This is a genomic window from Microcoleus sp. D3_18a_C4, assembly GCF_036702415.1.
GTDB lineage: Bacteria > Cyanobacteriota > Cyanobacteriia > Cyanobacteriales > Microcoleaceae > Microcoleus.
Genome location: NZ_JAUBTI010000119.1, coordinates 1 through 18,321 on the forward strand (window position 1 = coordinate 1; position 18,321 = coordinate 18,321).

Annotated in this window: 15 protein-coding genes; 4 read left to right on the plus strand and 11 right to left on the minus strand. The window is 47.0% G+C overall.

Features of this window, described 5'->3' with window-relative positions; translation table 11 throughout:
* Positions 1–243: 243 nt before the first annotated feature.
* Positions 244–894: a bifunctional phosphoribosyl-AMP cyclohydrolase/phosphoribosyl-ATP diphosphatase HisIE gene (hisIE, locus tag QUB16_RS29170; RefSeq protein ID WP_333321583.1), complete on the minus strand. Its 651-nt coding sequence runs from the start codon at positions 892–894 to the stop codon at positions 244–246.
* Between the two features lie 326 nt (positions 895–1,220).
* Between hisIE and hemL the strand changes: the two genes are divergently transcribed.
* On the plus strand, positions 1,221–2,519 hold the full coding sequence (gene hemL, locus QUB16_RS29175; protein WP_333290907.1) for a glutamate-1-semialdehyde 2,1-aminomutase: 1,299 nt from the start codon (positions 1,221–1,223) through the stop codon (positions 2,517–2,519).
* A gap of 958 nt (positions 2,520–3,477) precedes the next feature.
* Here the strand turns inward: hemL and QUB16_RS29180 are convergent.
* From QUB16_RS29180 to QUB16_RS29210, 7 genes are all read right to left on the minus strand, one after another.
* Positions 3,478–4,518, minus strand: coding sequence for a tetratricopeptide repeat protein (locus QUB16_RS29180; protein WP_333321585.1), 1,041 nt, complete (start codon positions 4,516–4,518; stop codon positions 3,478–3,480).
* Positions 4,519–4,968: 450 nt separating this feature from the next.
* Positions 4,969–5,742: a BMC domain-containing protein gene (locus tag QUB16_RS29185; protein WP_333101844.1), complete on the minus strand. Its 774-nt coding sequence runs from the start codon at positions 5,740–5,742 to the stop codon at positions 4,969–4,971.
* Positions 5,743–6,331: 589 nt separating this feature from the next.
* Positions 6,332–7,021, minus strand: coding sequence for a carbon dioxide concentrating mechanism protein (locus tag QUB16_RS29190; RefSeq protein ID WP_333321587.1), 690 nt, complete (start codon positions 7,019–7,021; stop codon positions 6,332–6,334).
* 289 nt (positions 7,022–7,310) lie between these two features.
* The gene (locus QUB16_RS29195; protein ID WP_333321589.1) at positions 7,311–8,963 is read right to left on the minus strand and encodes a ribulose bisphosphate carboxylase small subunit; all 1,653 of its coding nucleotides are present in this window, start codon (positions 8,961–8,963) and stop codon (positions 7,311–7,313) included.
* A 117-nt stretch (positions 8,964–9,080) separates the two neighbouring features.
* Entirely contained in the window at positions 9,081–9,386 is a 306-nt protein-coding gene (locus QUB16_RS29200) for a EutN/CcmL family microcompartment protein (protein WP_333215294.1), read from the minus strand.
* Positions 9,387–9,678: 292 nt separating this feature from the next.
* A complete protein-coding gene (locus QUB16_RS29205; protein ID WP_006635058.1) occupies positions 9,679–10,020 on the minus strand; it encodes a carbon dioxide-concentrating mechanism protein CcmK in 342 nt (113 codons plus the stop codon).
* Between the two features lie 96 nt (positions 10,021–10,116).
* The gene (locus tag QUB16_RS29210; RefSeq protein WP_006635059.1) at positions 10,117–10,428 is read right to left on the minus strand and encodes a carbon dioxide-concentrating mechanism protein CcmK; all 312 of its coding nucleotides are present in this window, start codon (positions 10,426–10,428) and stop codon (positions 10,117–10,119) included.
* Positions 10,429–11,050: 622 nt separating this feature from the next.
* Between QUB16_RS29210 and QUB16_RS29215 the strand changes: the two genes are divergently transcribed.
* Positions 11,051–12,925: an NAD(P)H-quinone oxidoreductase subunit F gene (locus tag QUB16_RS29215; RefSeq protein WP_333321591.1), complete on the plus strand. Its 1,875-nt coding sequence runs from the start codon at positions 11,051–11,053 to the stop codon at positions 12,923–12,925.
* A 263-nt stretch (positions 12,926–13,188) separates the two neighbouring features.
* Here QUB16_RS29215 and QUB16_RS29220 read toward each other — a convergent pair whose 3' ends face one another.
* A complete protein-coding gene (locus QUB16_RS29220; protein ID WP_333321592.1) occupies positions 13,189–13,800 on the minus strand; it encodes a Uma2 family endonuclease in 612 nt (203 codons plus the stop codon).
* Between the two features lie 128 nt (positions 13,801–13,928).
* On the opposite strand from QUB16_RS29220, the gene QUB16_RS29225 reads away from it, so the two are divergent.
* Complete coding sequence (locus QUB16_RS29225) at positions 13,929–15,443, plus strand: NADH-quinone oxidoreductase subunit M (RefSeq protein ID WP_333321593.1); 1,515 nt, start codon at positions 13,929–13,931, stop codon at positions 15,441–15,443.
* 42 nt (positions 15,444–15,485) lie between these two features.
* Here QUB16_RS29225 and QUB16_RS29230 read toward each other — a convergent pair whose 3' ends face one another.
* The gene (locus QUB16_RS29230; protein ID WP_333181010.1) at positions 15,486–15,698 is read right to left on the minus strand and encodes a hypothetical protein; all 213 of its coding nucleotides are present in this window, start codon (positions 15,696–15,698) and stop codon (positions 15,486–15,488) included.
* Positions 15,699–15,755: 57 nt separating this feature from the next.
* Here QUB16_RS29230 and QUB16_RS29235 point away from each other — a divergent pair, with 57 nt between their 5' ends.
* Positions 15,756–16,922, plus strand: a complete 1,167-nt coding sequence (locus QUB16_RS29235) for a CO2 hydration protein (protein WP_333321595.1) — start codon at positions 15,756–15,758, stop codon at positions 16,920–16,922.
* Between the two features lie 349 nt (positions 16,923–17,271).
* Here the strand turns inward: QUB16_RS29235 and QUB16_RS29240 are convergent, their stop codons facing one another.
* Positions 17,272–17,991 carry a PHP domain-containing protein gene (locus QUB16_RS29240; RefSeq protein WP_333321596.1) on the minus strand — a complete coding sequence of 240 codons (720 nt, stop codon included), beginning with the start codon at positions 17,989–17,991 and terminating at the stop codon, positions 17,272–17,274.
* Positions 17,992–18,321: the final 330 nt, after the last annotated feature.

An 18,321-nucleotide genomic window follows, 5' to 3' on the forward strand; every position in this document is an offset into this window, starting at 1 on the left:
AGGAGTCTCACGCGCCTTTCATCCCACACCAACCGAAGCGGTATCGCGCGAGGGATTCCCGTCTGACTAGCTAAATTACAGTCAGTGCTGGACGCACTCCGACAAAGAAACCGGGTTTTTTACCTAATCTTCGAGTACGAACGCGTCTTTTCGTAAAAAAACCCGGTTTCTCGACCCCATGCGTAAGTCCTGACAGTTAACAAACGCGGTTTCTTTTACCAATTCCCAATTCCCAATTTTAGATTATTTTCGTCGATCGCCCAATTTGCGGTAAACTTCTCTTAAATCAACTTGATGGTGAGCCAAAGCAACCAAAGCGTGATAAAATAAATCCGCTACTTCCCCAGCAATTCCATCTTTGTCGTCATCTTTGCAAGCCATCACAACTTCCGCCGATTCTTCGCCAATTTTCTTGAGAATCTTGTTGTCGCCGCCCTCGAACAACTTGCAAGTATAAGAACTTTCGTTAGGATTGTCGCGCCGATCGCAAATTACCGCAAATAATTGAGATAACATATCCCCTGGCGGCGGTGAAATTTCCCCGTCAACTTGGTGAAAACAACTTCTTTCTCCCGTGTGACAAGCAATATCTCCGACTTGTTCGACAGTCACCAGCAAAGCATCGCTATCGCAGTCGTAACGCAGCCCTTTGACATTTTGAACGTGTCCCGAAGTCGCGCCTTTGGGCCACAATTCGGAACGAGAACGACTCCAGAACCAAGTTTGCCCGGTAGAGAGCGTTTTTTGCAGGGACTCCCGATTCATCCAGGCCATCATTAACACCGTACCGTCCAAATAATCTTGGACGATCGCAGGCACTAAACCGCGATCGTCGTAACGAATCTTTTCAATTGGGATCGATCGGCTCAAACTCGATAAATCAGTAGTAGACATAATTTTATTTCAACTTGGTAAGATAGATTAACGCTTTCCTGTGGGAGATTTTTTTTAATTAACCGCAGAGAACGCAGAGGACGCAGAGGAAGAGAGAAGATTGAGCAAGGGAGGGGTAAATTGTCAAGAACTATTTTACAAAAAATTACATTTGAGGGCGCTCGGTGCTAGTGCGACAAAGCCTAAAAAACCCCAGCTAGTATTGCTACTAATTGGTTTGTACCCTAAAATCTACTAGAATAGTTTCCTTGAATCGACCTAACCTTTATGTTGAACTGGCTATAAAATTATTCTACCAACAACAGACGTTCACTAAGGAGAAAACATTGGTTTCCACAACCTTGAAAACGACCAAATCAGAAGAAATTTTCGCTGCAGCCCAGAAGTTGATGCCAGGTGGCGTCAGTTCCCCCGTCCGCGCCTTCAAATCCGTAGGCGGACAGCCCATCGTCTTTGACAGGGTAAAAGGAGCCTACATTTGGGATGTTGACGAAAACCAATACATTGACTATGTAGGCACTTGGGGCCCGGCCATCTGCGGCCACGCCCACCCGGAAGTCATCAAAGCCCTGCACGAATCTTTAGAAAAAGGTACGAGTTTCGGCGCACCATCGCTGTTGGAAAACGTACTCGCCGAAATGGTCATCGATGCCGTTCCCAGCATTGAAATGGTGCGATTTGTCAACTCTGGCACCGAAGCCTGTATGGCCGTTTTGCGGCTGATGCGAGCTTTCACCGGACGCGATAAACTGATTAAATTTGAAGGCTGCTATCACGGGCACGCCGATATGTTCTTGGTAAAAGCCGGTTCCGGCGTGGCAACTCTGGGCCTTCCCGATTCTCCGGGCGTCCCGAAATCCACTACTGCCAATACCCTCAACGCTCCCTACAATGATTTAGAAGCAGTCAAAGCTTTATTTGCCGAAAATCCCGGCGAGATAGCAGGCGTAATTCTCGAACCAGTGGTGGGGAATGCCGGTTTTATTACCCCGGATGCAGGTTTTCTCGAAGGTTTGCGGGAAATTACTAAAGATAACGGTGCTTTGTTAGTTTTTGATGAAGTAATGACCGGTTTCCGCATCGCCTACGGCGGAGCTCAGGAAAGATTCGGTGTCACCCCGGATTTGACTACTTTGGGTAAAGTTATCGGCGGCGGTTTGCCGGTGGGAGCTTACGGGGGAAGGCGGGATATTATGGGGATGGTGGCTCCTGCTGGCCCGATGTATCAAGCGGGTACGCTTTCGGGAAATCCTTTGGCGATGACTGCTGGGATTAAGACTTTGGAATTGCTACAAAAACCCGGCACTTACGAACAGTTGGATAAGATTACCAAAAAACTGTCTGACGGATTGCTAAAAATTGCTAAGGAAGCGGGACACGCGGTTTGGGGCGGGCAAATTAGCGGGATGTTTGGCTTGTTTTTTGCGGCTGGCCCGGTTCACAATTACGAGGATGCGAAGAAGTCGGATTTGACGAAGTTCAGCCGCTTTCACCGGGGAATGTTGGAGCACGGAATTTATCTTGCTCCTTCGCAGTTTGAGGCTGGATTTACTTCTTTGGCTCATACTGACGAAGATATCGATCGAACTTTGGCTGCAGCGCGTGAAGTGATGGCAACTATTTAACCTGTGTAGTAAGGATGTTCATCCTTAACACTCAGGAATAAATCATTAAAGTCCTTGCTGTTTTTTGGCAGTAAGGACTTTAATTTTTAACTCCTACCCAATCCGCGTTAAAAACCTCTCGCTCGTGGCTTACGCAGGGGGCGAGAAACCCGGTTTCTAGAAGATTTTGCGACGACTCACGATAAATATACGCAGAAACCGGGTTTCTGAGGTATTGTTTTTTTGGGATGACTTACTTAATGACGAATGAGTAATGACTCCTGACTCATTAGACTTGAATTGCATATAGCCATCCTAAATCCTTTGTGAATTTCTTACTCCCTCCCCTTGATAAGGGGAGGGTTGGGGTGGGGTAAAAAATTTACGACTCCTGCAAGGATTGCTATACATTCACAAAGTATCTGTGAACAAACCTGACGGTCAACTGAGTACAGTTAGACCGAAGGCTTCTTTTTCCTTTTTTTTCTCATGCTTTTTATAGTGAGGTAGTTCCACCCCCACTTGCTAATATAGTATCAGAGTATTTCCCGATCATGAAGGGGTATAAAAGAATAATTGTCGGTTTGGGTACCGAAACCCGACGAGCCTTTCATCACGCGGGCGTAATTCCCAACGGGGTACGGGGCCCAGCGCTCTGATTAATCCCCTCTAAATATACGCCCGGGACTTCCCGGCTGGTAGTTAAATGCCTCTGCGTTGCAGGGCTGTTTCATTCTCACCAAAAACATGAATTTTGACTCTGTAGGGGTAGTGCTACCCCTACTCCCCGTGCCTACCCCCCCGTGCCTACCCCGCCACAGACGAGTGCACAGGCGTTTGGGACATGGGGGCAGCCACGGGGGGCTGCCCCTACAAGAGAATGAAACAGCCCTGGTCTGCGTTGAATCAGCAGTTTCCCTGTCGCTCAATGATTTATACAATAAGTCTCATGACTAAGGACTAATGACTACTGACTAAATTAATCATTGAGAAATTCACCTTCACAGATAATCGAGTCTCTGTTCTCCAAATCTTCTTGATTCCAGACCGCGTTTAATGCTGCGGAACTTAAGGAAGTTGACATCGTATTTAATGTTGTGTTGTAGTATTCTACAGCATTATTAAGTTCCACCTGCGGCGCTTCTTTGAAGTACGAATTAATATCCGGCGTGCACCGCTGGGCTTGGTAGTATACATAAGCTTCAGCATTAATGCACATTACGTGGTAAAAATCCTTATTTGCTGCCGCAACATCTCCAAGTTTATACAGCGCTAAACCCCGGTTGAGATAAGCTTTAACATAGTTCGGATCGAGTTTTACTGCTTGGTCAAAGTCTTCAATTGCAAGCTGCATTTGTTTTAATTTATAGCGAACGCAACCTCTGTTATAATAGGCATAAATATTTTGTGGATCGATGCCGAGTGCAATGTTGTAATCGGCCATCGCCTGCGTATTGTCTCCTAGTTGGTGGTAACAGAGACCTCGATTTATGTATGCTTTGATATATTTAGGATTCAACCGCAGCGTTTCGTTAAAGTTTTCCGTTGCTGCCTCTTTTTCTCCCAAAAGGTAGTAAGCGCGCCCCCGGTTGTAATAGGTTTTATAATTGTTGGAATTGATAGATAGAGCTCGATTGTAGTCTTCTATTGCTTCTTCGTAGTTTCCTAAATTAGCAAGTACAAGTCCTCGGTTGTTGTAGATAGCGTGGCTGTTAGGCTTATTTGCTAAAGCACAGTTCAGATCGTCAATGGCTTTTTCGTGTTCTCCGAGATGACGCCAAGCATTGCCTCGGTTCAAGTAAGCCTCGAAGAAATTAGGATTGATATCTAAGGCTTGGCTGAGGTCTGCGATCGCTTTTTGGTAGTCTTTCATGTAATAGTAAACCAAGCCGCGATTGTTATAGGCTTTGGCATCGGCGGGATTGACTTGCAGTATCTGATCGAAGTCCTCAAGTGCCGCTTCATAGTTTCCTTTCTTGGCGCTGTGCAAACCGCGCTTGTAAAATTGTTTGAGGTTCATAGGTCAACTTTCAGGATTGCTTGCTTCTGGGGGTTGATTCCTGTGCAGTCAGTTTTTAGTTAGAGGGCCGTTAATCTGTTGAAAGAGCATCCACCTGGGGTCAGAGTAACTCTTGAATGATTCCCGGAAATCTACCCTAAACAGGATTTTGGGTTTATTTTAACAGTAGTTAAATCCTGTTGAAAGGCTCTGCACCTCGGCTGGATTTACTTATTAGTCAGTTCGATTGTTTACCCGATCGACTTAATCTCAAAAGTCGAGTTTTACTTGGTGCTCTGTGTCTCTTGATGCGGCGGCGATCGGCTCGATCGCCCAATTAAGTTTGAGACCGCTACTCAGTATAAATTGTTGCCAGCAGTCCTACCGAGTAAACTCTATATTTTTTTGACAAACTTCGTCTCAGTATTTGCGGCAGTACGTCTCTACAAACTTTTGTTGCCTAATTACCAATTACCGATTGATTTCCTCTTCCACATAAACTCTCAATTTCTCCAAATCTGGAAGTTCGATCAATTCTTGTTCCTTTTCCTTAACCGAGACGGGCATCATCACAGGTTTACGCTGCTCGATCCAGCAACTCGCCAGCGGTAAAGTTTGTTCCAAATCTTCCAAAGGCCTCGGAATTACCATCACCGCGTTCAACTCGCCAATTCTCTCAGCTTCGTACATCCCGGCCTCTACGGCTACTGCTACATCTGCAACTGCACCGCGAATAATTGCCGTGCACAAACCGGCGCCAATTTTCTCGTAAGCTGCCAAGTGTACGTCTGCGGATTTGAGCATAGCGTCGCAAGCGCCCACCATTGCCGGAAAACCCCGCGTTTCAAGCAAACCGATCGCCTGATTGCTAAGCCGAGAATAACTGCCTTTTTCCGAAAGTTCAGTCAGCCGAAAGCCGATCGGCAAAACCACTTCCAAATTAGCCAAAGGTCTAGCAATCACCAACTTAGAAACAAACTGCCCGAACTGTTCGGCAGTTTGAGCTCCCGCTTCCACAGCCAAACGCACATCCGAAATTCTGCCCCGGACGATCGCGGTACAGTGACCGGAACCAATTTTTTCGTATCCTACTAAAATCACTCCTGCCGACTTGAGCATCATGTCAGCAGTCCCCACAATTGCCGGAAAACTCTTGGTGGATACCAAACCCAAAGCAGTGTCTTTGAAGTATTCCTGGCGCTGCGATCGCTCTTCGTGACTGTTACGATCTGTTTGTCCGTCCATCTTCTATTACCCTTAGAAACTTCCCAAAATAGAAATTTGTTGATAGTTTATAGTTTCTCAGATGAGAAGACAGACTGCACCAGCTACAATACACTGATTGCTGCTGCAAGGCCTGACAAATTGCTGAGCTACCAATAATATGAGATTACCTATTTATATTTGATCTTTCTGCCTTCAGCATAGCTGGCTTTTGCCGAAATGACCGAAAAATGAGACGCAAGCCCCTGGCTTCAGCCACGGGGATAAGTCGGTAGCGGTTTTAACCGCATTGAAATTGAATATGTGGTATAAAAGAAGCAGCAAGTAAGAATAACCATCTGCGTGTTGAAACAACAAGCGTGCGGTGAAATCCCGGCAACGGACTAATCCGACTTGATTCGGAATAGTTAAAGGGCAAACAAAAGGCAGGTTGTTGAGCGTACCTATCTGGCATTAGTGGTGGACTCCGAAAGCACAAAAGCTAAAAGTATACGCAAAGTTGGGATTTGTCTAAGCTGAGTGGGTAGAGGCGGTTTGATGCAAGCCTTTGAAAGTTCAAATACGAACTCTTCAAGAATCCCCGTCCCTTTAGGGATCGGGAGTATCAAGGCTACCCGGTACCGCCCGATAGAGTTTGGCCGTTTTCCTCCGATCGATTAAAAGCTTGCCGATGCGGAAACAGCGTCCCCAACAGCCGATTGATGTGAGCTTGGCCGTACAGAATAGTTGGGGTTTCCCCTGGTTGGGGTGGCTCTGCGACGGTGGATTCCGGCGGGTCTGGGGCCGTCTCCGGCGCAGTTTGAGGCGGTGTTTGGGCGGGTTGTGGCGGCTCGATCGGCTCGATCGGTCGATCGACTGGTGGCGTAGTGGCTGCGGGGGGTTCTGGTGGTGTTGGCGCTGCTGTTGGCGCTGCTGTTGGCGCTGCTGCTGTTGGTTCTGCGGCGACTTGGCGGCTGGTATCTCCCATTAGAGAACCTGCGGGCATAATTTGCATTTTGTCGATACAAGGATTGATTAGGGTCGTTGCGGCGCCAATACAGGCATTTTCCCCGATCGTTCCCGCACCTACCACCAGCACCCCTGCACCCAGAATAACGCCCGCCGCGATTTCCAGAGTACCTTCACGGGCGTGAAGGATAACTCCCATACCGATACAGGCACCGGCGGCGATCGAGATCCGGCTTCCGGGCTCTGCTTGCAGGATTGCTCCAGGGGCGATCGCCGCACCCTCATTCACAACTACATCGCCACTCATCAAAATCTGAGAGTTGCTACTTAATTGCAGTGGCGATAAATACATTCGACTTCACCATGAAAGGAGCTATTTTTTTCGATAAAACGACTTGAAATTATGGGTTTTCTCGACTGATAAATTTAACCATGTCAATCTAAGAAACGATAATTTACTAATACTGAGAAGCTTGATGCTTTAACGTTTTATAGAAACTTTCCGAAGATTCTAGATTCTGACCAACATTTGTCAATCCAGCTTTTTAACTATCTCAAATCCAACTTAAATCCGCTGGGGTTTCTCCCGTTGGCCCCAACGCGAGGGCTTAACGGGAGAAACAAGCTAATTACCTAGCAAATTAAGGTCGTTGGATAATTTCTTCGAGTACCCGGCGCTTCGCCTTGGAGTCGATGCCCAGCAAGCGGACGTACTCGCCGCTGTGTTCTTTGAGACAGCTTTCGAGGGCAGAAATCACTTCGGCTTCGCGGTTGGATGCGATCGGGGCGCAACTGCTCCAAGAACCGGTGCGGAAACGGCGCGCGTCGGCGTGTTCCGTGCCAATTTTGTAGCCTTGGGAAAGCAGGTTGCGGATTTGGTCGATCGTCTTGCCGGTCAAACTTCCGCTGCTGGCCGAACCAGTCGAAGCTGCTTTGTATCCCGATGTTGCTGCCGAGTTAGATGTTGCTGCCGGCTTAGCCGATTGAGCAACTGGGCCGTCGGGACGCTGAATAATTTCTTCAACTATGCGTCGCTTAGCTTTCGGGTCAATCCCGATCAAGCGCACGTACTCGCCCGGGTACTCGTTCATCACAGCTTCCAAAGCGGCGATCGCCTCAGATTCGTTTCTGACTTGCAGCGAAGCCCCGCTTTGCCAAGAACTGGTGCGGAAGCGGCGCGCGTCGGCGTGTTCGGTACCCACTTTGTAGCCTTGAGCTAGCAAGCTGCGAACCTGAGCCACTGTTTCGGCACTCAATTTGCCGCTTGACACGGAACCGCTATTGTGGTGGGAAGCTTGTGCAACTTTACCGTTAGATTGGTGAGTTTTCGCACCGTTAGAACCGTTAGAGCCATTGTCTCCCGGTCTTTGGACGATTTCTTCGAGTACGCGGCGCTTGGCTTTGGTGTCAATCCCAATCAAGCGGACGTATTCTCCTTGGTGCTCGGCCATGCAAGCTGACAAAGCCGCGATCACTTCTGAGTCACGGGTTGAGGAAATCGGGCCGCAAGTACGCCAAGAACCGGTACGGAAGCGGCGTGCGTCGGCGTGTTCGGCTCCCACGCTGTATCCTTGAGCTAGTAAATTGCGGATGCTATCGGCAAGAGTTGAACTCAATTGGGTGCCGGCATGGGTAGAATATTTGGTTTGAGTCATATTTGGGTTTTTAGTTTGCTCGTTGCGAATTGGTGCTAGACAGGCGATGTTCTCAGCGCAGCGATAACCCGTTCTCAGAGCGTCATTGATGCCGATGACATGGGTCGCAAATTGAATGTCAGAATCTTGAACGTCAGGCAAGCGATCGGCTTGCTTCTGATTAGTGATGATGGCTCCCGAAGGTACGTACTTACCGGGGGGAATCTCCACATCTTTAATTAGTACGTGCATCATGACAATGCAGCCGTTGCCCACTCTGGCATTGAACACCGTAGAGCGAAAGCCGATAAAGCAGTTCTCGCCCACGTAGGCAGGGCCGTGAATTAAACTCATGTGAGTGAGGGAAGTATTTTTCCCCACCCACACAGAATAGGATTTGTCGTCGTCTCCTGTGACTCGGCCTTGTTCTAGGCCGTGAATCACTACTCCGTCTTGAATGTTGCTTCCTTGTCCGATATAAAAAGGAGTGCCTTCATCGGCGCGGATAGATGTCCCGGGGGCAATCATCACATTAGAACCGATATGCACATCCCCAATAATGTTAGAAAAGGAATGTACGAAGGCGGTATCGTGAATTTTGGGCTCAGCCAAGTTTTTCGACCAAGGCGTCGGGGGAGCCGCAACGTTGCGGACTGCCATAAATTAAGTTCTCCTAAGCTGAAAAAATTTTTGTTAGTTGTTAGTTGTTAGTTGTTAGTTGTTAGTTGTTAGTTGTTAGTTATTTTTCCACTAACTGCTAACTGCTAACGGTTGCAACTAGCCGTACGGGTCGTCTTTTTTACTGTAAATGAGGCGGTTTTCTACATTGACAGTATCTATAATGCCTACTACTAGAGCATCGATCGGACGGTTTTCACTTCCGGGCGCGATCCGGGCTGCGCTGCCTCGGGTTACTAAGACCCATTCATCGATACCAGCGCCCACACAGTCAGCGGCTACCTCATATCCGGCAACTGGGGAACCTTCCTCATCGATGAATTGCAGCAGTAGAAATTTCGATCCTCTCAGTGTCGGCTCTTTTTGGGTACTGACAACTGTGCCGAGAACTTTGGCCATTTGCATTTTAGGTAATAGGTAATAGGTAATTGGTAATTGTCATTTTTACCTGGTCACTTGTCTTTTTTTTAATTAGCTTTACTCAGTCCGCTGTCCGCATTTTAGAGTGATGCGTCGAGTCACTAATGACTAATGACTAATGACTAATCACTCATGACTCATGACTCATGACTCATGACTCATGACTAATAACCAATATCCCATACCCACCTCAATTAAAAATTAAAAATGCTAAATCAAAAACCTCGCGATTTTTAATTTTTAATTACCAAACGCCCCTAACAGCCGTGAGCCTATCTTACGATCTGTTGAGGGGGCGAATGCCGCTCACGCCTTCACGGAACTGTTCTACAGCTTCTGTGTAGCGAATCGGCAACACGTACTCCAAGTTTTCGTGAGGGCGGGCGATAATGTGGGTGGACATCACTTGTCCGCCGTTAACGCGCTTCACTGACTCTACTCCGGCGGCGACAGAAGCTTGCACTTCCGAGACATCTCCTCTTACAATGACCGTAACCCGAGCGCTACCGATTTTTTCGTAGCCTACCAAGGTGACGCGGGCTGCTTTGACCATCGCGTCAGCGGCTTCTACCACTGCGGGGAAGCCTAGGGTTTCGATCATGCCAACTGCAATTGCCATTGGTTTTACTCCTGATTGAATATTTGGGGAACTAAACAGTTAATTTTTGACGATCGCACAAATTTTCCTTTAACGAATTTTTTGTGCGCTAAGAACTTAGTAGCCTCGGAACTGTTCTACTGCTTCTGTATATCGAATCGGCAGAACGTATTCTAGGTTTTCGTGGGGGCGAGCGATGATGTGGGTAGAGACGACTTCTCCGCCGTTCACCCGCTTGACGGATTCCACTCCTGCGGCGACTGAGGCTTGGACTTCCGACACGTTGCCGCGCACAATTACGGTGACGCGGGCGCTGCCAATTTTTTCATAGCCCACGAGGGTAACGCGGGCAGCTTTGACCATAGCATCGGCAGCTTCCACAACAGCGGGAAAACCTTTTGTCTCAATCATTCCCACGGCAATTGACATTTTTGAATCTCCTTTGAGGATGAGCGAAATTACCGTTACAAATCTTTGAGAAATCTAAAAATTTGGACGGGGAGGCCCACATTTATTAGTAAGGCAGTGTAAAGCTTCCTATCCTATAAGAATAGGGGAAGCTGTCCACCTTGACAATATAAACTAACATCATAATGTTTAATAACAAAAATTAAAATTTTTTATGTTACTTAAACTAATTTAATATTTATTTAATAATCTTAATAAAGAGAGGGGTAGATGCCGACGGCGTGGGGGATTAAAGTAAGTAATAATACTCATAAAGTAGAGTTCGGTATGTGAAGCCGGAGCTGAGTCACTGCCGGGAAAGTTGGGGATTTCCAAATGGGATCGCAGGGAAATCGGCAAAAAAGGCAGTCTTTGCCCATCGGCAGGCATTTGTTTCTTTGAGTGCCTCGCCTGCTCAGGAGGTAATTTTATCTTGAGAGAATTCTCAGTTTTGATGCTTTAATGTATAGTTAATCTGGAGTGCAAATTATTTTGCCACAACTATACGATCGGGTTTAGTGAAAGTTTTAGGGTATCGCGCGATCGCCCGCGACTGTTTTTGTATAAAGGCAGCCAGTAATTTGAAGTTTAAGGCATAAATTAAATGACTCAATTTCTCCTCCAAGCCTGTTGGTGGGTACCTTTATATGGCTTAATAGGCGCAATTTTAACTTTGCCGTGGTCTACCGGCACCGTTCGCAGAACAGGCCCGAGACCTGCAGCATACTTCAATTTGCTGATGACGGTGTTAGCTTTCATACACGGATCAGTTATTTTTACAGCGACTTGGGATCAACCGCCCCAACAGTTGCTCGTGCACTGGGTGCAAGCAGCCGATTTAGATTTGTCTTTTGCAATAGAAATCTCCACCGTCAGCGTGGGAGCAATGGAGTTAGTTAGTGTTCTGAGTTTGCTAGCACAAATTTACGCTCTAGGCTACATGGAAAAAGACTGGGCGCTAGCTCGATTTTTTGGGCTGATGGGTTTTTTTGAAGCGGCAATTAGCGGCATTGCCATTAGCGACTCGCTGCTTCTAACTTACGCTTTGTTGGAAATGCTGACGCTTTCAACTTACTTGCTAGTCGGGTTTTGGTACGCTCAACCGCTGGTAGTAACAGCCGCTAGAGATGCGTTTTTAACCAAGCGTGTAGGAGACGTGCCGCTGCTGATGGGAGTAGTGACGCTTTCAACTTTAGCGGGAAGTTTGAATTTTTCCGATTTGGAAATATGGGCTGAAAGTGCAACTTTGTCTCCTGTAGTGGCGACTCTTTTAGGTTTGGCTTTAATCTCCGCACCTACGGCCAAGTGCGCTCAATTTCCCTTCCATTTGTGGCTCGACGAGGCGATGGAAGGGCCCAACCCGGCTTCGATTATGCGGAATACGGTAGTTGTGGGCGCTGGGGCTTATGTTTTGATTAAACTTCAGCCTGTTTTAGCGCTTTCGCCGATCGCCGATGCGGTGCTGGTGGTTTTGGGTGCGGTGACGGCTGTTGGCGCTTCCTTGGTGGCGATCGCCCAAATCGACATCAAAAGAGCACTATCGCATTCTACCAGCGCCTCTTTGGGTTTGGTGTTTATCGCCGTGGGGCTAAATCAAGTTGACATTGCTTTGCTGTTGCTGTTCGCGCACTCGATCGCCAAAGGCCTATTATTCATGAGCGTAGGGTCAATTATTACCACAACTAACACTCAAGATTTAACAGAAATGGGTGGGTTGTGGTCGAAGATGCCTGCCACCACTACGGCTTATTTAGTAGGCGCTGCGGGGATGGTAGCGCTGTTACCTCTGGGCAACTTTTGGGCGATGCGGCGCTGGCTCAACGGTTTTTGGACTTTGCCTTTGTGGCTGGTAATAGTGCTGCTTTTAGTTAACGGTTTGACAGCGCTAAATTTAACTCGCATATTCGGTTTAGTGTTCGCTGGAAAACCGCAGCCGAAAACTCGCAGAGCTCCTGAAGTTGGTTGGCAGATGGCTTTGCCGATGGTAATTTTGACAGTGATTGGGCTGTTGGTGCCTTGGATGTTGCAGCGGTGGCAACTGTTAATTAGTTGGATTGGCCCTTGGGCGGAAACCGGGGATTTTGATACTTTAAATTTGCTGTTGAAGACTCTGCATCTTCCGCTGTTAATGTTATCTGGGTTGATTGGCGTGGCGGTTGGGGTAGCGATTTATTGGTACGGGGTTTTACCTCGACCGGTACGGCTGCCGGTACCGGCGTTGCAGGATTTGTTTGCTTACGATTTTTATATCGATCGAGTTTACCGCCTGACTGTGGTTTGGGCTGTGGCTTCTATTTCTAAAATCAGCGCTTGGACTGATAGGTATGTGGTGGATGGGGCGGTGAATTTGTTCGGTTTTGCCACAATTTTCAGCGGCGAAGGGTTGAAGTACAGCGGCACCGGTCAGTCGCAGTTTTATGTGTTGACTATTGTGGCGGGGGTTGCTGTGTTGCTGGCGTTGATTATTTGGCAGTTTTAAACCGCAGAGTTTGGCAGATGAATTGGGCGGGGTTTGTCTGCTTTTTGTCTGAGGTTATTTAATTTTAAACCGCAGATGAACGCAGATGAACGGGGAGCATCTCACTTTTGTAAAAAGCATTTTTTTTATTGTAGTGCGAGCGTCCCCGCTCGCGTATTGTACAATACGCGAGCGGGGACGCTCGCACTGTAAATGCAAAACTGAGATGCTCCCGATGAACGCAGATGATTTTATTCTAGGTTTGTCTGCTTTTTTATTTAGTTTTACTCAAAATCGATCGGCCACAATTCTGTCACCGCAACTTCCCAACCGGGCAAAAGTTCGGGAATTGAAATCATGTCGCCGTCTCTCAATACCACTGGCTCTGTTTGGGGAGTGTAAATTGTTACTGTGCGCTTGTCTGGGTCGATTAATATTCCTACTTTTGCTCCGAGTTCGATAAATGATAGAATTTTTTCTCGCAGGGGTTTGAGGCGATCGGACTGAGATTTGATTTCTACAACTAAGTCGGGAACAAGTTCGGCAAAATACCTTTTACTTTGTTTGAGGCGATCGGCTGTCACAAACGAAACATCGGGTGCTGTAAGATTTGAATTGGGGAGAATAAACCCGCCGCTAGATTCAAATACTCGTCCGAGTTTGCGAGGTTTGGCCCAGTTCCCCAAAAGTCGGCCAAACTCTGCTCCTATTTCGCTCGATACAATGTCTGATGGGCCCATAAGGATAATCTTCCCGTCTACCAGTTCTAATTGGTAGTCTAGATGTGCTTCGCAGAGTATACCTTGCAGTTGTTCCAAGTCGGCAACGGTGAGGCGGGTGGAAGGAGAACCGGATTTAATTTGCAAATCTTCTCGATCTGTAAGACTTGAGGTCATAGGAGGATTTCATAGACATTTGAATCTATGTTAACAAGAAAATGGGCCGATCGCTTTTTTATGCAGTTGGTTTGCGTTAATGTTAAATATAGTTCTAAAAACTGCGTAATAAAGGAAAGTTTTAATTGATGCTCAGTGCTTTAATCTGGATACCAATGTTGGCTGCTGCCCTGATTGGGCTCTGGCCCGGTTCAGTGAGTTCTAAAATAGTTCGGAATGTCGCGATCGCCATTGCGGCCATAACTTTTATTCTTTCGGTGATTTTGGCAGTTCAGTTTGATGCCAGTATCAGTCAGTTGCAGTTTTCGGAATTCATTCCTTGGATAGATGCTTTAGGATTGAATTACAATCTGGGCGTTGATGGTTTGTCTCTGCCTTTGGTAATTTTAAATACTCTGCTGACAGGGCTAGCTATTTACGCTACGGATGAGTCGATCCGCAGACCTCGACTTTATTATTCTTTGATTCTGTTAATAACCGGCGGCGTAACAGGGGCTTTTTTATCTCAAAATTTGCTGCTGTTTTTCCTGTTTTTTGAGGTAGAATTGATTCCGCTTTACCTGTTAATTGCGATTTGGGGAGGCGAGCGCCGGGGTTATGCTGCTACTAAGTTTTTAATCTATACTGCATTTTCGGGAATTGTGCTGCTGGCTGCTTTCTTGGGGACTGGTTGGCTTAGCGGTGCTTCTAGTTTCGATATGGTTGGTGCAGCGGGCGCATCGCATTTGCAAGGAGGATTGCCATTGCCTTTGGTAAGGCAAATTGTTTTGCTGGCTCTTGTGTTGCTGGCTTTTGGAATTAAGATGCCTTTGGTGCCTTTTCATACTTGGCTGCCGGATGCTCACGTAGAAGCTTCGACGCCGGTTTCGGTGCTGCTGGCGGGGGTGCTTTTGAAGCTGGGAACTTATGGGATGCTGCGCTTTGGTTTGGGTTTGTTTCCAGATGCGTGGGCGGTGGCGGCGCCGACTTTGGCGAGTTGGGCGGTGGTAAGCGTGCTTTACGGGGCGAGTTGCGCGATCGCCCAAAAAGATATGAAAAAAATTGTAGCTTACAGTTCGATCGCTCACATGGGCTACATTTTGTTAGCTAGCGCCGCAGCTACTCCGATTAGTATGCTGGGAACAGTTTTGCAAATGGTTAGCCACGGTTTAATTTCGGGGCTGCTATTTTTGAGTGTCGGGATTGTTTACAAAAAATCCGGCACCCGCAACATCGATGTGCTCAAAGGTTTGTTCAATCCCGATCGCGGTTTGCCGATGATTGGCAGTTTAATGATCCTCGGCGTGATGGCTAGTGCCGGCATTCCCGGTTTGGCTGGATTTATTGCTGAATTTTTGATATTTCGGGGCAGTTTGCCAGTGTTTCCCGTGCAAACTTTGCTCTGCATGATCGGCACTGGTTTGACTTCAGTTTACTTTTTAATTATGGTCAACCGCGCCTTTTTCGGCCGCCTTTCGGATGTGGTGGTAAATTTGCCGCAAGTGCGCTGGCGCGATCGCATCCCTTCGCTGGTTTTAGCCATAATTATCGCAATCATGGGAGTGCAACCGGGAGTTTTAGTTGCTTTGAGCGAGAAAACTGCGATCGGGCTGGTAGCTAATGTGCCACCGCAAGTTAAAGCGATCGCTCAAAACTTGAAATAAAATATGACCTAGGTTCGTAGCATCGGACATCTTGCAGCAATCTCAATAAGAGGATTTTTCGGGGGGTCGGGCGGGTTTATAGAACCTATTTGCAAGCTTTAAGGCTGTTGGCGAACCCGCCCCTACGGCTAATTGAGAATGGTGCAACATCTCAGTAGCATCGGACTTTAGTCCTATGGCAGTTTTCAATCCCATGAAATACAGCAGACGGCTGTAGGGAGACGGCACTGCCGTGTCCCTACCTATTCCATTCATCAGTGTATCCGCGTTCAAATCCTTGTCGTTCCTTCCTTCAATTAAGGTTAAATAAGAATGAAAAGTACCGTATTAAAACCCTCTTCCCATCCCCTATCCGCATACATTGACCTATTAGAATCAGGCCAAGCTTTACTGCCTGAATCTGCGGAAAATGTAGTAGAAGTTGTCGGCATTCTCAAAAGTTATGCTATTGTTCTCGATGCCTATTCTCGCAATCTCAATTATATTGCAGAAGAACAGTTTTTAGTGCTTTTCCCGTTTTTTAAATATTTCAACGGAGATGTGACTCTGCCCAAATTAATGCGCTATTTGTGGCACGATCGCATAAACTTTGAGTATGCTGAGTATTGCATGAGAACAATGCTTTGGCACGGCGGCGGCGGTTTGGACAGTTATTTGGATTCCCCGGAATTTAGCAGTTTGGTCGAAAAGGCGATCGCGGCTAAGCTGAAAGGCAATTTTTTCATGCAGGGACTCAACAAAGTATTTCCTAATTTTTTGCCAGAACAAGTGCGGATGCTGGCTTACTACACCGGTCTCGGTCAGTTTTGGCGGGTAATGAGCGATTTGTTTATGGACTTATCTGATTCCTACGATCGAGGGGAAACTAAGTCTATTTCTGATGTAGTTGATTTTGTCAAAGCCGGTTTAGTGGCCGCGGCCAGCCTACCGATTACCTACAGCGTCAAGATTGGCGATCGAGTCTACGATATACTGCCAGCGACGGCTAATTTGACATTTTTACCAGATGTAGCCGTGCCTTATGTAGAGGCTGTTTTCTTTCGGGGCACAGCTTTTTTTGGGACAGTTTCCTACAACGCTCAAGCCCATCAAATCCCGGAAGAACAAAGAGAATTTGCCTACGGGGCTTTGTTTGCTGACCCTTTACCGATTGGAGGTGCAGGGATTCCGCCAACTCAATTAATGCAAGATATGCGTCATTATTTGCCGGAGTATTTGCACGAAGTTTATCGCACTAGCTGTCGCGGTGAAGACGATGTGCGGGTGCAAATTTGCCAGAGTTTTCAAAAGTCGATGTTTTGCGTGACGACGGCGACTATTTTCGGTCTAGCACCTCATGCAATGAATACCTCCGATCCAGAGGAAAGAAAGGCTAATCGGGCTTATTTGGAAGGTTGGATGGATCGATTTGGGAATTCTCGCTTGGAGTGGGCAAATCAGCCAACTAACAGGGCCTGTCAGTTGTTCCCCGAACGGTAGAAGGGCGACTGGTTTTTAGGGAGAAAAGTCTCTAGGAGTTGCCAAAATATTACCTGAAGAAAGCAATTGCTTTCTTTGGGAAGGCGAAAGCTCATCCTGGCGATCGCAATGATATCACGTCCCGTAAAATAGCCGGTATAAGGCAAGTAGTGCAAACTTCAGTCCACCGACTTTTATGAGGACTGAAGTGCTCACTACCCAACACTTTTATAGTAGTCATTTTAGGGGACATAATATGACATGATAAACTGTTTGTTTTCGGCTCATTGTGATTGCTTTCATAAGAGATATATCCGCTAACGCTTAGACTGGTAATGACAGGATAAAGCACTTGTTATTTCGGAACCATTTAGATTCGGACGAGAAGACTCAGGCCGTGAGAGTCCGTGCCGCAAGTTCCCAGCAAACCATAAGTTTCTGCTAAATCTTTGACTAAAGCAGTTTGTTTGGGACTCGGTTTCCAAGGATTTGGATTACCGTAAGCATAGTAAATTTCTACACCGTCAATGCCAAAACGGGCTGCTTCTGGGATTAGTTTATCTGCCGTCGATCGATACCGGCAAGGATGTGCTAGAACTGCTAAACCTCCTGCTTCATGAATAGCTTCAATTACCCTGGCTGCTGAATAACAATAAGTGCCTTCAGTGCTTTTACCTCGTAGGTATGGTTGGAGACTGGGATGTTGCGGATCAAAGGCGTAACCGAGAATGTGTACGTCGTTGTTGAGCAATTCGGCATTAATTTCAGCGCCTGTCCACAGACTAGGTGCTTCGCTATTTTTGTCAGGATGGTTTAATTTCCAATTATCCAGCCAAATTTGAGCTTTAACGTAGCCTTCGGTGCTGTGGTGGTCGGTGATAGCTAAGCCATTGAGGCCGCGGGCTATGGCTTGTTCCATCAATTTCTCTGGCTGCAATCGCCCGTCGGAGTAGACTGTGTGCATATGAAAATTATAGGAACCCGGACAGCTATCGGCATCAATTGTCTGAAAGACTTGTTTGAGTGCTGAGATATTCTGGGCTTCTGGTCGGAGACTAGAAGCGGGGGAGGTAGCGAAGTTGACAGCCATAAGCGTTATTATAAAAAAAACTAACCTTGTTTAATATATCTAATAAATTGATATGTTGCACCTGTGGCAATAGTCTGCTGTGGGATTGAAACATCTGGCGGATGGTTGCGTTCGGCACAAAATATCAATTCACTCGCACATCTTGCACAATTCTTTATCCAGAATTTTATTGTCGGGTGGGGGCCGGTTTATGAGATTATTGATTTTAAGCAATTTATAGTTGGTAAAACCCGCCTCTGCAGGTTTTGGGAGAATGGGAGCATCTCAGTTTTGTAAAAAGCATTTTTTTATTGTAGTGCGAGCGTCCCCGCTCGCGTATTGTACAATACG

Bases quoted from the DNA above. Each gene is read 5' to 3' on its own strand.
- QUB16_RS29195 (WP_333321589.1), bottom strand. From the start codon at position 8,963: ATGGCAGTCCGCAACGTTGCGGCTCCCCCGACGCCTTGGTCGAAAAAC.
- QUB16_RS29200 (WP_333215294.1), bottom strand. From the start codon at position 9,386: ATGCAAATGGCCAAAGTTCTCGGCACAGTTGTCAGTACCCAAAAAGAG.
- QUB16_RS29215 (WP_333321591.1), top strand. From the start codon at position 11,051: ATGACTCAATTTCTCCTCCAAGCCTGTTGGTGGGTACCTTTATATGGC.
- QUB16_RS29190 (WP_333321587.1), bottom strand. From the start codon at position 7,021: ATGTATTTATCGCCACTGCAATTAAGTAGCAACTCTCAGATTTTGATG.
- QUB16_RS29235 (WP_333321595.1), top strand. From the start codon at position 15,756: ATGAAAAGTACCGTATTAAAACCCTCTTCCCATCCCCTATCCGCATAC.
- QUB16_RS29210 (WP_006635059.1), bottom strand. From the start codon at position 10,428: ATGTCAATTGCCGTGGGAATGATTGAGACAAAAGGTTTTCCCGCTGTT.
- QUB16_RS29225 (WP_333321593.1), top strand. From the start codon at position 13,929: ATGCTCAGTGCTTTAATCTGGATACCAATGTTGGCTGCTGCCCTGATT.
- QUB16_RS29220 (WP_333321592.1), bottom strand. From the start codon at position 13,800: ATGACCTCAAGTCTTACAGATCGAGAAGATTTGCAAATTAAATCCGGT.
- QUB16_RS29180 (WP_333321585.1), bottom strand. From the start codon at position 4,518: ATGAACCTCAAACAATTTTACAAGCGCGGTTTGCACAGCGCCAAGAAA.
- QUB16_RS29230 (WP_333181010.1), bottom strand. From the start codon at position 15,698: ATGAATGGAATAGGTAGGGACACGGCAGTGCCGTCTCCCTACAGCCGT.
- hisIE (WP_333321583.1), bottom strand. From the start codon at position 894: ATGTCTACTACTGATTTATCGAGTTTGAGCCGATCGATCCCAATTGAA.
- QUB16_RS29240 (WP_333321596.1), bottom strand. From the start codon at position 17,991: ATGGCTGTCAACTTCGCTACCTCCCCCGCTTCTAGTCTCCGACCAGAA.
- QUB16_RS29185 (WP_333101844.1), bottom strand. From the start codon at position 5,742: ATGGACGGACAAACAGATCGTAACAGTCACGAAGAGCGATCGCAGCGC.
- QUB16_RS29205 (WP_006635058.1), bottom strand. From the start codon at position 10,020: ATGGCAATTGCAGTTGGCATGATCGAAACCCTAGGCTTCCCCGCAGTG.